12 protein-coding genes are annotated in these 12,960 nt (G+C 64.4%); 7 read left to right on the top strand and 5 right to left on the bottom strand.

All coding sequences use genetic code 11. The features are described 5' to 3' along the window. Positions 1-29 precede the first annotated feature (29 nt). The 4 genes from ACFPQ5_RS16355 to ACFPQ5_RS16340 all read right to left on the bottom strand — a co-directional run bounded on the left by ACFPQ5_RS16355 (position 30) and on the right by ACFPQ5_RS16340 (position 5,415). Entirely contained in the window at positions 30-227 is a 198-nt protein-coding gene (locus ACFPQ5_RS16355) for a hypothetical protein (RefSeq protein ID WP_379757882.1), read from the bottom strand. A gap of 151 nt (positions 228-378) precedes the next feature. Then, positions 379-2,268, bottom strand: coding sequence for a putative bifunctional diguanylate cyclase/phosphodiesterase (locus tag ACFPQ5_RS16350; RefSeq protein ID WP_379757879.1), 1,890 nt, complete (start codon positions 2,266-2,268; stop codon positions 379-381). 129 nt (positions 2,269-2,397) lie between these two features. Beyond that, positions 2,398-4,590 (bottom strand): tetratricopeptide repeat protein, encoded by a 2,193-nt coding sequence (locus ACFPQ5_RS16345; RefSeq protein ID WP_379757876.1) that lies wholly within the window; start codon positions 4,588-4,590, stop codon positions 2,398-2,400. Between the two features lie 18 nt (positions 4,591-4,608). Further along, a complete protein-coding gene (locus ACFPQ5_RS16340; RefSeq protein ID WP_379757873.1) occupies positions 4,609-5,415 on the bottom strand; it encodes an FkbM family methyltransferase in 807 nt (268 codons plus the stop codon). A gap of 320 nt (positions 5,416-5,735) precedes the next feature. Here ACFPQ5_RS16340 and ACFPQ5_RS16335 point away from each other — a divergent pair, with 320 nt between their 5' ends. The 4 genes from ACFPQ5_RS16335 (at position 5,736) to ACFPQ5_RS16320 (ending at position 9,471) form a co-directional block, all read left to right on the top strand. Then, positions 5,736-6,557: a flagellin N-terminal helical domain-containing protein gene (locus ACFPQ5_RS16335; protein ID WP_379757870.1), complete on the top strand. Its 822-nt coding sequence runs from the start codon at positions 5,736-5,738 to the stop codon at positions 6,555-6,557. An 88-nt stretch (positions 6,558-6,645) separates the two neighbouring features. Beyond that, the gene (locus tag ACFPQ5_RS16330) at positions 6,646-7,020 is read left to right on the top strand and encodes a flagellar protein FlaG (RefSeq protein ID WP_379757867.1); all 375 of its coding nucleotides are present in this window, start codon (positions 6,646-6,648) and stop codon (positions 7,018-7,020) included. Positions 7,021-7,031: 11 nt separating this feature from the next. Further along, positions 7,032-8,384, top strand: a complete 1,353-nt coding sequence (gene fliD, locus ACFPQ5_RS16325) for a flagellar filament capping protein FliD (protein ID WP_379757863.1) — start codon at positions 7,032-7,034, stop codon at positions 8,382-8,384. 49 nt (positions 8,385-8,433) lie between these two features. Then, positions 8,434-9,471, top strand: coding sequence for a glycosyltransferase (locus ACFPQ5_RS16320; protein ID WP_379757860.1), 1,038 nt, complete (start codon positions 8,434-8,436; stop codon positions 9,469-9,471). Between the two features lie 3 nt (positions 9,472-9,474). Here the strand turns inward: ACFPQ5_RS16320 and ACFPQ5_RS16315 are convergent, their stop codons facing one another. Then, positions 9,475-10,047, bottom strand: a complete 573-nt coding sequence (locus tag ACFPQ5_RS16315; protein ID WP_379757857.1) for a DUF3617 domain-containing protein — start codon at positions 10,045-10,047, stop codon at positions 9,475-9,477. A gap of 131 nt (positions 10,048-10,178) precedes the next feature. On the opposite strand from ACFPQ5_RS16315, the gene ACFPQ5_RS16310 reads away from it, so the two are divergent. The 3 genes from ACFPQ5_RS16310 (at position 10,179) to ACFPQ5_RS16300 (ending at position 12,834) form a co-directional block, all read left to right on the top strand. Next, entirely contained in the window at positions 10,179-11,795 is a 1,617-nt protein-coding gene (locus ACFPQ5_RS16310) for a L,D-transpeptidase family protein (RefSeq protein ID WP_379757854.1), read from the top strand. Positions 11,796-11,980: 185 nt separating this feature from the next. Next, on the top strand, positions 11,981-12,397 hold the full coding sequence (locus ACFPQ5_RS16305) for a hypothetical protein (RefSeq protein WP_379757851.1): 417 nt from the start codon (positions 11,981-11,983) through the stop codon (positions 12,395-12,397). Positions 12,398-12,495: 98 nt separating this feature from the next. Beyond that, positions 12,496-12,834, top strand: a complete 339-nt coding sequence (locus ACFPQ5_RS16300) for a hypothetical protein (protein ID WP_379757848.1) — start codon at positions 12,496-12,498, stop codon at positions 12,832-12,834. Positions 12,835-12,960: the final 126 nt, after the last annotated feature.

Raw genomic sequence — 12,960 nt, 5'->3', positions numbered from 1 at the left:
GCAGTACAGGAAGAAGGAAAGCGGAGGAATCAGTCGTTGCGCGGCTGCTGGCGGCGCTCGTGATGGCGCCGCGATTCGGGGCTTTGCAAGGCCCGCGTCAGGATCGAACGCGATACATTGCAGGTGTCGAGATAGTTCAGGGCGAACTCGACCCCGCGGATGTCCACCAGATAGAGAGCATATTCGGCGGTCAGCGCCGTTTGCTCGTCGGTTCTTCGTTGCATCATGAAACTCACACCATCGTCAGTGCGCAACATCCGGCCGGACGTGGATGCGTCTTCCGTGTCGCGTTAACACAATGATAAACACCTTGATGGCGCACACCCTTCCGATTTGTTAGAAATTGTTTCTGTTGTAAAGACACCTCAGCGGCGCTCTTTATAATGTTGCGCCGCCGAGCTTGCTAGCCGGCCCCGGCGCGAGGAAGCTGCCGGCTTCCCGGGCGTCGAGCGGACGCGAATAGTAATAACCCTGGGCCTGGTCGCAGCCCGTCTCGCGCAGGGCCAGCGCCTGCGGCGCCGACTCGACGCCTTCGGCCACCACCCGCAAGTGCATGCTATGCGCCATGGCAACGATGGCCTGGACGATGGCGCGCGCATCGCTGCTGTGCACCATGTCGTTGACAAACGACTTGTCGATTTTGAGCTTGTCGATCGGCAAGCGTTTCAGATAAGCGAAGCTCGAATAACCGGTGCCGAAGTCGTCGATGCTGAGCGTAACGCCGAGCGCGCGCAGCTCGCGCATGATCGCCAGGCTGCGCTCGGGATCGGCCATCGACAGGCTTTCCGTCAGTTCCAGTTCCAGCAGGTGGGGCGCGATCTTCGCCTCGCGCAGCATCTCGTCGACCAGGCCGACCACGTCGCCCTGCAGGAACTGGCGCGCCGACAGATTCACGGCCACCGGGATTTCCGGCAGCCCGGCCGCATGCCAGCTGGCCATCTGCTTGATGGCGGTGCGCACCAGCCAGTCGCCGATCGGCACGATCAGGCCGTTTTCCTCGGCGATCGGCACGAACTCCTCGGGCGAGACGACGCCGTGGGTCGGATGGCGCCAGCGCAGCAGGGCTTCGAAGCCGGCCAGGCTGCCGCCTTGCAGGTCGATCTTCGGCTGGTATTGCAGGAACAGTTCCTCGCGTTCGATGGCGCGGTGCAGCTGATGCTCGAGCGCCATGCGCCGCACCAGCTCGCGCCGCTGTCCCGGCGCGAAATACTGGATGCGCGCGCCGCCGGTTTCCTTGGCGTGGCGCATGGCGGTATTGGCATTGCTGAGCAGGGTGTCGGCGTCTTCTCCATCCTGCGGGAAGCGGGCCACGCCCAGGCTGCAGGTGATGGCGATGTCCTTGCCGGCCCAGGACACGCTGCTGTTGACGCTGAATAGCAGGCGTTGCAGGCGCGCTTGCAAGGCCTGGTCGTCGCCGGACGAGTTCAGCAACAGTACGAATTCATCGCTACCGGTACGCGCCAGCAGATCGTTGTCGCCTAATTCGGCTTGCAGGCAGCGGGTGACGGCGACCAGCACCTCGTCGCCGGCGGCATGGCCAAACGCGTCGTTGACGCGTTTGAAGCGGTCGATGTTGAGGCAGGCGACGGCAGCCGGCAGCTTGCGCCGTTGCCAGCCGGCGACGCTGTCGCGGATCGCGCCGAGCAGGGCCTGGCGGTTGGCCAGCCCGGTCAGGGTGTCGTGGGTCAGAAGGAATTCGACCTGGCCGGCCGAGGCGGCCAGCTGGGAGGGCGAGGCGTTCTGCTGCAGCCCGTCGTGCAGCTGCTGGGCGGCGATCGCGAGCTGGCGGTGGTAGATCAGTTCCTCGACCATGCGCGCCAGGTCGTGCAGCTCGGCCAGCTCCTCGTCGCCAAGCGCGCGCGGCTGGCTGTCGATGACGCACAGGGTGCCGAGCTTGGCACGTTCGACGGAATACAGCTGCACGCCGGCGTAAAAGCGAATGTGGGGTTCGCCGGTGACGATCGGGTTATCGGCGAAGCGCGGATCCCTGGCGGCGTCTTCGACCACCAATGGTTCGTCCGTCAAGATCGCATGGCCGCAAAACGAGACATCGCGCGACGTGTACTGTGCCGCGAAGCCGCAGCGCGACTTGAACCACTGGGTATCGCTGCCGACCAGCGAGATCAGGGCGCTCGGTACCTGCAGCAGCTTGGCCGCCATGCGCGTGATCCGGTCGAATGCTTCCTCGGGGCCCGTACCGAACAGGCTGGTCGCATGCAGGGCGGCCAGCCGCCGCGCCTCGTCTACCGGAATCTGTGGTGTCATCATGTGCAGGTTGGACCGCATCGCACCGATACGGTTGGGTTCGTGATCCAGCCTGCATTACGCCAGAACCTTCATTATTTTGCAATTGGCGCACAATTGTAAAATTCGAATCGTCAAATCCGGCGCTGCGGGTCAGCCGTGGGGCAGGGCCTCCAGTGCCTGTTTGACGGATTCGATCACGCTCTCCCAGTCGCCGGCCTTGCTTTGGCGGAACAGGCGCGCACCCGGATACCAGGGGCTGTCGCCGCGTTCGGTCAGCCAGCGCCAGTCGGCCACCTGCGGCAGCAGCACCCACAGCGGACGGCCCACGGCGCCTGCCAGGTGGGCGATGCTGGTATCGACCGAAACCACCACGTCCATCAGTTCGCACAGGGCGGCCGTGTCCGCGAAGTCGTTCAGGTGTTCGTTGACGCGCTTGACCTGTGAAGCATCGAGCGTGGCCAGGTCCTGCTCGCGGTGTTCCTTCTGCAGCGAGACGAATTCGCAGTCCAGCGCGAGCAGTGGCGCCAGCTGGGCCAGCGCCAGGCTGCGGTTGCGGTCGTTGGCATGGTGCGGGTTGCCGCTCCAGGCCAGGCCGACGCGCAGGCGCGTTTGCGGCCCGAGGCGTTCGCGCCAGGCGGCGACGCGGGCCGGATCGGACGGCAGGTAGCGGCTGGACGCCGGGATCGTGTCGATCTCGGTGCCGAAGGCCAGCGGCAGCGACATCAGCGAGCACTGGTAGTCGAAGGGCGGCAAGGTGTCGCCGCGGCGCAGCACCTGGTCGGCGCCGAGATCGGCCAGGAGGCCGGTCAGCGGTCCCTGCACTTCGAGCACGACGCGCGCGCCGCGCGCTTTTACCAGCGGCACGTAGCGGCAGAACTGCAGGGTGTCGCCCAGGCCCTGCTCGGCGAACAGCAGGATCGTCTTGCCTGCCAGCGGCTCCGCGCCCAGCCAGGCCGGCTCGGTGAATGTGCGCATCTCGCGGTAGCAGCTGAGCGACTCGTTCTGCCAGCGCCATTCGTAGCCGCGCCAGCCGTCGCCCAGCCTGCCGTATTGCAGGTTCAGCAGGGCGCGGTTCCAGTGCGGCGCCGCATAGCCCGGGCTGAGCGCGATCGCCGCGTCGAAGCAGGCGAGGGCGTCCTCGTAGCGCCGCATCTCCTCGTAGGCATTGCCGCGGTTGTTCCACACCGGCGCGCTTTCGCCGTGTTTGGCGACGATGGCGTCGTAGGCGGCCAGCGCCTCGTCGATGCGCTCGAGGTCCTTCAGCGTGTTGGCACGGTTCAGGGCGGCTTCGCGGTGCTCCGGATCCTTTTCCAGGATCATGTCGAAACAGGCGAGCGCCTCGGCGTGGCGGCGCAGGCCCTGCAGGGCGATGCCGCGTTCGTTGTGGGTGGTCAAGAGGGTATCGTCGATCGCCAGCGCGGCGTCGAAGCAGGCCAGCGCGCCTTGCGGATTGCCCATCAGCTGGACCAGGCTGCCGAGCGTGCAGCGGTACTCGGGCGCCTTCGGATCGAGGACGATGGCGCGCTGCAGCGCCGCGAGCGCGTCGTCGTTGCGCCGCAGCTGGCGCAGGACCTTGCCGCGGCGGTGGTGGGCTTCCGCGTGATCGGGCGAGCGCTCCAGTGCCGCGTCGAGGCTGGCCAGCGCCTCCTCGGCCTTGCCGGTGGCGAGCAGGGCGGTGCCGAGGTTGACGCGCGCTTCGATGTGGTCCGGGTCGAGCGCAAGCGCCGCCTCGTAGCTGGCGATCGTTTCGTCGGTGTTGCCCAGCGCCGCCTGGATGTTCCCGCGGTTGTTATGGGCGTGTACGTGGCCGGGCGCGAGCGCAATCGCGCGCTCGCAGCAGGCCAGTGCTTCGTCGAGGCGCTCGAGGCGGTGCAGGACGGCGGCGCAGTTGTTCAGGGCTTCGGCATCGTGCGGCGCCAGTGCGATGGCGCGCTCGTAGCAGCCGACGGCTTCCTCATCCTGCTTCATATCCTGCAGCAGATTGCCGAGGTTATACAGCGCATCGACGTTGTCCGGATCGAGGCCGAGCGCCTGGCGGTAGCTGTCGAGCGCGGCGTCGCGCTCGTTGATCGCCTTGAAGATATTACCGAGGTTGCAATACGTGGCCGGGACCTGCGGGTTGATCCGGATCGCCGCGCCGATGAACTCGAGCGCGAATTCATAGTTGCCGCTGGCATGGCCGAGGATGCCCAGGTGGTGCAGGGTGTCGAAATGGCCAGGCTCGATCTGCAGCGCGGCTTCGTATTGGGCAAAGGCGTCGTCGAAACGGCCGTCGGCATGGGCGGCAAGCCCGGCGGCGAACAGCGCGTCGGCCTGGGCGGGGAAATCCTGAACGGTGGTCATGGTGGAAGCGCGTTCCTGTTATGGGTTGGCGATCTGGCGGATTTCGGCCGCGATCGGGTCGGCGGCATGCACCGCGAGGAGGTTGATCCCGAGCGGGAATACGACATAGCCGAGTTCGGTAACGAAGCGCATCAGTTCCGCTTCGTTCGATTTGATCTTTTCGATCACGAGATAAGGTTTCAGGCGTTCGATCGATGCGCGCGCGCCCTGCAGCGCCTCCAGCTCCATGCCTTCGATGTCGAGCTTGATGAGGTCGAGGCGCGGCAGGTTCATCGCGTCGATCGACAGCATCTGCACGGTCTGGGCGGCGGCGTCGGAGTAATCGACGTCCTGGCCGATGAATTCCGTGTCCGGGTTCTTGCGCAGCTCCAGGCTGCCGAAGCTGGACGGCACCAGATAATCCGGCACCGGCACGCGCAGGGCGCCGTTGCCGGCGCCGATGGCCGCCCAGATCGCGCGGGCATTGAAGCAATTGTTCAGTGTGAGGTTGCCGGCCAGTGCATAAAAGATCCGTTCCTGCGCCTCGAAGGCGAGCACGTCGCCCCAGCCGTGCATGAAGCGCGCCCATTCGATCGTGTGCACGCCGATGTTGGCGCCGCAGTCGAGCGCGATCAGGCCGTCGCCTGCATGGCGGCGGCGGCTTTCCAGCAGCTGCAGCACGAAGCTCACTTCGTCGGCATCGAAGGACGATTTTTCCAGCAGCTGGTAGCCGACGCCATAGCCGGTGCTGCCCACCATGCGGTAGTCATGGCGGTTGACCAGCATGCTGCCGTGGTCGGTCGACGCCAGTACGAAGGCGGTGCGGCGCTTGGGCAAATTGTTCATCGATTACTCCGGGGGGACAACACGAAGAGGCGAGTGTATCCCACAGGCAAACATCGGCAAGGGACGAACAAGGGGGAAAAAGGCCCCTAAATATTTTTCTGGAGCTGCCGTCAACGCTCTTGTTGCGGGTATGGCGTCAGGCAAGAACGATTCCAGTCCGTTTCAGATGCAAAGTTGCTCACAAACATTTTTTTAAAAAAAATCCTCAAGGTTTTGCAGAGGCCTCCGTTAAAGAATACAAGCGAGCTGAAACAGCGACGCAAGCAACAAACCGAACCCTGATAGCAGCACCAAACTGAACTGCCCACTGGAGAATTACCATGTCGATCATCAACACCAACCTGTCCTCGCTGAACGCACAACGCAACCTGACCAAGTCGAACAACGAACTGTCGACCTCGATGCAGCGCCTGTCGTCGGGTCTGCGCGTCAACAGCGCCAAGGACGACGCTGCCGGCATGTCGATTGCCACCAAGATGGATTCCCAGATCCGCGGCATGACCCAGGCATCGCGTAACGCCAACGACGGCATCTCGATGATCCAGACCGCCGACGGCGCGCTGTCGAACATCTCGGACGCACTGCAGCGTATGCGTGAACTGGCAGTCCAGGGCGCCAACGAAACCAACGGCAGCACGGAATGGGCGAACATCGACAAGGAAATCTCGACCCTGAACACCGAAATCGGCCGTATCGCTTCGGACACCAAGTTCAACGGCGTGGCACTGCTGGCTTCGACCCAGGCTGTCAAGACCATCCAGGTCGGTGCTGACTCGGGCCAGAAGATCGACGTCACCTTCGGCGCCAACACCGCCTACGCCGGCGTCTCGGCCAGCAGCGTGACCGTCACCGACGAAGCCACCGCCGCCACCGCGATCAAGAACATCGACGACGCACTGGCAGCCCTGAACACCGAGCGCGCTTCGCTGGGTACCGCCCAGAACCGTATGGGCTACGCCATCAGCAACCTGGCTACCTCGGTCGAGAACCAGTCGGCAGCAAAGAGCCGCATCACCGACACCGACTACGCTGCAGAAACCTCGAAGCTGAGCCGCGCACAGATCCTGCAACAGGCAGGTACCGCGATGCTGGCCCAGGCCAACTCGGCACCGAACAGCGTCATGTCCCTGCTGCGCGGCTAATTAAGCGGGTAGTACAGCAAGCGCTATAATCGATGTTTCAACTGTGCGGGGTTCGGCCCCGCACAGCCGTTTGTAAAGAGGTGTTCCGATGTTGCAACCAATACAAGCTGGAAGCCCATCGGCCGTCGCCGGCAGCACGGCGCGGCCGGCTGCCGAGGCCTCGATCAAATATGTTTCCAATGCCGCTCCCGTCGCTTCGTCGACCGGCGCGGCATTGGCGCAATCGGACCGGAAACCCGACAACGCCGAGCTGGGCAACGTCGTCGCCGACCTGAACAAGGTCGCGCAGGCGAATGCGCAGGGCGTCCGTTTCTCGGTCGACGAGGACACCGGCCGTACCGTCGTCAAGGTGGTCGATACCCAGACCGACAAGGTATTGCGCCAGATTCCGAGCGTCGAAGCGCTGAAGCTGTGGCGCTCGATCGAGCAGATGCAAGGCGTGATGTTGCGCGATAAAGCTTAAGGGAGAATCGCATGGCCATTAGTGCTGCCGGCATGTTGTCCGGACTCGACGTCGACGGCCTCGTCACGTCGCTGATGCAAATCGAGCGCCAGCCGCTCGACAACCTGCAGGCGAAGCAGTCCAGCTTCAATTCGAAGCTGTCCGCCTTCGGCACGCTGAAAAGCGCCGTATCCACCTTCCAGACCGCGGTCAAGGCCCTCGGCGGCGACGCCCTGCGCGCGCTGACCACCACCTCGACCAAGCCGGACATCGTCGGCATCAGCGCCACCAAGGACGGCGGCGCGGCCGCCGGCAGCTACTCGGTCGAAGTGAGCAAGCTGGCCACCGCCGACAAGCTGGTTTCCAGCGGCGTGGCCCCCGCCACCGCCTTCAGCGGCGCCGGTTCGATGGACATCACCATCGGCGGCAAGACCACCACAGTCTCGCTCACCGACGGCAACCTGAACACCCTGAGCAGCGCCATCAACAAGGCCAATGCCGGCGTCACCGCCACCGTCCTCAACGACGGCACGCAGGACCGCCTCGTCATCACCGGCAACCAGACCGGTACCGCCAATGCCGTCAGCATCAAAGGCAGCGGCACGCTGGCGCAATTCGATACGACGGCCGCCACGACCACCATGACGCGTTCGCAAACCGCGCAGAACGCCGAAATGAAAATCGACGGCATCGCGGTCTCGAAAGCCTCGAACACCGTCACCGACGCGATCAAGGGCGTGACCCTGAACCTGCAGCAGACCAACGTCGGCAGCCCGGTCACGGTCAGCCTGGCGAAGGACACGTCGACGATCAGCAAGAACATCTCGGCCTTCGTGGACGCCTACAACACGCTGGCGACAGCCGTGAACAAGCAGACCGCCTACAACGCCACCACCAAGACCGGTGCGGTGCTGAACGGCGACGCCTCGGCGCGCTCGATCCTGACCAGCATCCGCGCCGAACTGGGCAAGGCGGTAAGCGACGCCGGCGGTCTGAAGACCCTGTCCGACATCGGCATCGCCTTCCAGCGCGACGGCACCCTGAAGCTGGAAAAGCCGGCCAAGCTCGACGCCGCGCTGGCCTCGAACTTCGAAGGCGTCTCGGCGCTGTTTTCGTCGACCTCGGGCGTGGCGACCCGCCTCACCAAGGTCACCGAAGACATGCTGGGCTCGAAAGGCATTTTTAAAACCCGCACCGACGGCCTGAACGACACCATCCGCAGCCTGGGCAAGAGCGAAGAACGCATGGAACTGCAGCTGGCGCAGACCGAAAAGCGCTACCGCACGCAGTTCACCTCGCTCGACACCATGATGGTGAACATGCAGAGCATGAGCAGCTACATGACCCAGCAGCTCGCCGCGATCGCCGCGCAGAGCGGTTACTGATCCCGACCGCCGCCCGCACGCCGGGCGGCTTTTCTTTTCCTAGTCTCCGATGACCCGCCTTGCTCTCGTCATGATCGTGCGCGACGAGGCCGCGCGCATCGCCCGCTGCCTCGATTCCGCGCGAGCGCTGGTGGACGATATCGTCGTCCTCGATACCGGCTCGCGCGACGACACGGCCGCCATCGCACAGGCGCACGGCGCCCGCGTGTTTTCCTTTGCCTGGTGCGAGGATTTCGCCGCCGCGCGCAATGCCGCCCTCGACCGTTCGGATGCGGACTGGAACCTCGTGCTCGACGCCGACGAATGGATCGCCGCCGGCAGCGCGCGCGCCATGCTCGACGCGGTCTTGGCGGGCGAAGCCTGCATCGGCGTGCTGCCGGTGACGAGCGAATTCGATTCGCAGGGCCGCGTGGAAAGCGCGGTGCAATGGCTGCCGCGTCTGCTGCCGCGCGGCGTGCGCTACGCCGGCCGCATCCACGAGCAGCCGGTGGCGAACCTGCCGCGCACGCGCATCGGCTTGAGCCTGCGCCACGACGGCTACCGCCGCGACGCGCTGGCGCGCAAGCACGGCCGCAACGACGCGCTGCTGCGGCGCGCGCTGATTGATGCCCCGGACGATCCCTATCTGCTCTACCAGCTCGGCAAGAACGAGGAAGTGTATGGCGTGCATGAGGCGGCGCTGGAACACTACCTGGCGGCGCTGGCGCGCTGCGGCGAGGAGGCGTACCGCCATGACCTGGTCGTGCGCACGCTGTTCTGCCTGAAGAAGAGCGGACGCCACGCGGACGCGGTGGCGCTGGCCGAAGGCGAGGGCAGCCGCTGGGAGGCCTCGCCCGATTTCTATTTCGTCCTCGGCGACGTACTGCTCGACTGGGCCGCCGCCACTCCGGAGCAGGCCGGCGAACTGCTGCCCGTGGCCGAAGGCTGCTGGCAGCGCTGCCTGGAACTCGGCGAACGCGCCGATCTCGACGGCGCCGTGGCCGGACGCGGCAGCTACCTCGCCGCGCACAACCTCACCGTGCTGTACGAGAACCTCGGCATGAACGAGGAGGCGCTGCGCTACAGGGTGCTGGCGGCGCGGCCCTGACTGTCATTCATCCATCGATGGCTTGATCGCGCCGCAGTCGCTGCCCAGCCATTTGCCCGAACCGCTGGTCTTCTGGGTCATCGGCCTGCCGTCGGGACCGGCCAAGGTCGCGACCGACTCGAAGGTGTAGGCTTTATCGCCCTGGAACTTGACGGCGGCGTCGACCTGCATCTTGGGCTGCGTGCAGGTCATACTCACGTTCACGCCGCCGGCCGTGGGCGTTCCTTTCCGGGTGCAGGAATCCGGTCCCTTCTTGCCCAGCAAGTCGAACTGCGCGATGTTTTCCCTGGTGATGCATTCTTTGGTGCGCATGCCGTTGCCCGTGAATTCCGTGCCGCGGGCCTGGAGGTCGGCCATCGTCTTCTCGATCTCCTTGCGCTGCTCGGGCGGCATCTTCGCCATTTTCGCCTTCATCCTCTCCATGTAGCCGGCCATGGCATTGCCCTGGGCTTTGCCAGGGACCGTGGCCTCGAGCTGCCACAGGCCGGGCTTGATGTTCAGCTGCTGGGCGCAGGCGCTGCCGGCGCAGAAGGCGGCGAGCGTGAGGAGGGTGGTGGCGATCGCGGTCGTTCTCATGGCGGCTCCTGAAGGATGGGCCTTCAGTGTAGCTGAGGTATTGCATCTATTCGTAACAGTGTTGAGCATCGCGCGGCGCGATCGGTATGATGCGATCGGTGATGTATGCATGCCGCAGTTTGAAAGTATCGATGAAGCCCAGCCTGAAATTCGGCGCCGCGCTCGCGTTCTGCGCGGCTGCGGCGCTTCTTCCCCGTTCCACGTTTGCCCAGCCGGTTCCCTCCGCCATCCGCACCCTGGCCGTCGAGGCCGCGCGCTCGCCGACGCCGCCCGCGGGTCCCTACGACGAGCGCGGCTGGCTGGACCGCTTCTACGCCCCGCGCAAATATGCACCCGCCTGGAATCCCTCGACCGCCGCGGCGGCCCTGTGGGTGCTGCGCCAGGCCCCGCTGCAGGGCCTGGATCCGCTCGATTACGGCCATGACGCGCTGGAGCGCCAGCTGCGCGCGGGTGGGGCCGGCAGCGCCCGTTTCGACGCCGCACTCACTTCGGCGATGCTGCACTACCTGGCCGACCTGCGCGTCGGCCGCGTGCGCTCCGAGTACCACACCCGCGGACCCGACGCGCGCCTGAAGGGGTACGATCCGGTCGAGCGCCTGCGCACCGGACTGGCCACCGGCAAGCTGCAGGCCGCGGTGCGGGCAGCCGAGCCGCCCTTGCAGCAGTACGGGCGGGTCAAGGCGGCACTGGCCGAGTACCGCGCATTGTCCAAACAGCCGTATCCTGCGCTGCCGATGCCGCGCACCAAGCTCAAGCCGGGCGAGGCCTATGCGGACGCGCAGGCGCTGTTCGAGCGCCTGGTGCTGCTGGGCGACCTGCCGGCGAACACGCCGGCGCCAACCGACGGCACCTACAGCGAAGAGCTCAAGGAAGGCGTCCAGCGCTTCCAGGCCCGTCATGGGCTGTTCGAGGACGGCGTGCCGGGCCGCGGCACCATCAATGCCCTGAATGTGACGCCGGCGCAGCGTGTGCGCCAGCTCGCGCTGACCCTCGAGCGCCTGCGCTGGCTGCCGGATTTCGGCCCCGGCCCGCTGATCGTGGTCGACCTGCCGGCCTACCGCCTGTGGGCGCTGCAGAAGGGCAGCGGCGACGAAACGCCGCTCGAAATGCGGGTCGTGGTCGGCACCGCGGTCAAGACCGAAACCCCGCTCTTCGTCGGCCAGATGCGCTACCTCGAGTTCAACCCCTACTGGAACGTCCCGCGCAGCATCCTCGAAAAGGAAATCCTGCCCAAGATCGGGCGCAATCCTGCCTACCTCGAACAAAACGCGATGGAAACGGTGCCGCCGAACGCGAGCGTGGCCGACCTCAAGGCCGGCCGGGCGCGCGTGCGCCAGCGTCCGGGACCGAAAAACGCACTGGGGGCGGTCAAGTTCGCGCTGCCCAACCCGATGGACATCTACCTGCACTCGACCCCGGCGCGCGAGCTGTTCGAACGCAGCCGGCGTGACCTCTCGCACGGCTGCATCCGGGTCGAACATCCGGCTGCCCTGGCGCAGTTCGTTCTCGGCCAGCAAGGCCCGTGGAGCGCGGACAAGATCCAGGACGCGCTGCAGCCGGGACCGACCCGGCATGTCGACTTGCCCCGTCCGGTTCCGGTTGTGATGTTCTATGCCACGGCCAGCGTCGGCAGCGACGGCACTGCGCGCTTTGCTGCGGATATGTATGGGCGCGATGCGAAACTGGTGCAGGTACTGGGGAGCCGCCGTAGTGCTGTTGTCTCCGCGCCAAGCCGCCCTGCGGACTAAATAGGCCAGACAAAACGCTCGCTTGTGGTCAGAATAGCAAGGCCGTACACTGCGTTATTCTGACTGTCTGCAATCGGCCAGGAGCGGACATAAATCTGCTCGTTAAGTGGAGTGGAGAGTTCTGGCGCCTGAAGGCAGTCAGCATCTGGCGTACACCCTTATCTATCGTTAGGTGAACACATTACATGTGGCGCATTGAATTTACCTCGTCAGAATTTCTTCCATCCCTTCCTGAGGAATGCCAGGGCAATCCCGGAGTGTATGGCTTTGAGCTAGCTTTTTGGCTTTCCAAGATGCTTGCTAGTGAAGGCATAGTCACGGGCTATCCTCTTGGGGAAGACTGGGGCTGGATGATCGAATATTCGAATCCAGCAGAGGTGGAATTCACTATCGGTTGTTCCAGCATGGCTGAGGAAGGCGAAGGGTATCGCGGTGTGCCAATTCGATGGTCCGTCTTTATTCGACCGCACACCTCAATCAGACAACGGTTCAAAGGTGTTTCTCACAACGCTGAGGTGCAACGTCTTGGGCAAGCTATCGTTGCGGTGCTCATCAGCGCGGGCATAACTGTCGCGTCAGTTGAGGCGGCGGAACCAGGCTGAGGTCCGCTTTGGGTCGTTAACGGACGCTACAATAGGTCCGCAATCGGCCAGAAGCGGACATTGGTAAAGTCTGTCTTAAAGCTAGGAGAGATTGAGAGATGTACCGTCTGTATCGCCGCACAACACTTGCTGACTCTGACGTATTCTGGCTGGACTACGAGTGGGCCGACTCGTTCGACAATACCGAATGGCGGCCGTGTGTCGAGCATTTTGTGAATGAGGTCGCCATACAAGGACATAAGGTCGTTGCGTTGCCTTCACCTGAATTTGTAAGCGGCGAAGACTCCGTGGAGGTTGCTTATTTGGTGAACGGGAAGAGAACGGTTTTCTCGTCAGACCATCTGCTTTCCCTGATTGTTATCGAGTCGGAAGATCCCCACCTCATCGGCAGCATCTGGGACGACATCGGGAACAAGGTTGGATGGGTTCGTGAATGAGTTGGACTTACGTTATCCATTCCTACCGAAGTCCGCTTTGGGTCGGGAGTGGACGCTACAATAGGTCTGCTGTCGGCCAGAAGCGGGCATTCCCTTTCTGCGTAACTCTTCCTGTGGGTTCTAATG

It is taken from the genome of Massilia suwonensis (assembly GCF_042655665.1).
In the GTDB taxonomy this organism is placed as follows: domain Bacteria; phylum Pseudomonadota; class Gammaproteobacteria; order Burkholderiales; family Burkholderiaceae_D; genus Telluria; species Telluria suwonensis.
Note: the sequence above shows the minus strand (reverse complement) of the source record. Positions and strands in the feature narration are given on the sequence as shown.

Bases quoted from the DNA above. Each gene is read 5' to 3' on its own strand.
- ACFPQ5_RS16320 (WP_379757860.1), top strand. From the start codon at position 8,434: ATGACCCGCCTTGCTCTCGTCATGATCGTGCGCGACGAGGCCGCGCGC.
- ACFPQ5_RS16330 (WP_379757867.1), top strand. From the start codon at position 6,646: ATGTTGCAACCAATACAAGCTGGAAGCCCATCGGCCGTCGCCGGCAGC.
- ACFPQ5_RS16340 (WP_379757873.1), bottom strand. From the start codon at position 5,415: ATGAACAATTTGCCCAAGCGCCGCACCGCCTTCGTACTGGCGTCGACC.
- ACFPQ5_RS16315 (WP_379757857.1), bottom strand. From the start codon at position 10,047: ATGAGAACGACCGCGATCGCCACCACCCTCCTCACGCTCGCCGCCTTC.
- ACFPQ5_RS16350 (WP_379757879.1), bottom strand. From the start codon at position 2,268: ATGATGACACCACAGATTCCGGTAGACGAGGCGCGGCGGCTGGCCGCC.
- ACFPQ5_RS16335 (WP_379757870.1), top strand. From the start codon at position 5,736: ATGTCGATCATCAACACCAACCTGTCCTCGCTGAACGCACAACGCAAC.
- ACFPQ5_RS16305 (WP_379757851.1), top strand. From the start codon at position 11,981: ATGTGGCGCATTGAATTTACCTCGTCAGAATTTCTTCCATCCCTTCCT.
- fliD (WP_379757863.1), top strand. From the start codon at position 7,032: ATGGCCATTAGTGCTGCCGGCATGTTGTCCGGACTCGACGTCGACGGC.
- ACFPQ5_RS16310 (WP_379757854.1), top strand. From the start codon at position 10,179: ATGAAGCCCAGCCTGAAATTCGGCGCCGCGCTCGCGTTCTGCGCGGCT.
- ACFPQ5_RS16300 (WP_379757848.1), top strand. From the start codon at position 12,496: ATGTACCGTCTGTATCGCCGCACAACACTTGCTGACTCTGACGTATTC.
- ACFPQ5_RS16345 (WP_379757876.1), bottom strand. From the start codon at position 4,590: ATGACCACCGTTCAGGATTTCCCCGCCCAGGCCGACGCGCTGTTCGCC.
- ACFPQ5_RS16355 (WP_379757882.1), bottom strand. From the start codon at position 227: ATGATGCAACGAAGAACCGACGAGCAAACGGCGCTGACCGCCGAATAT.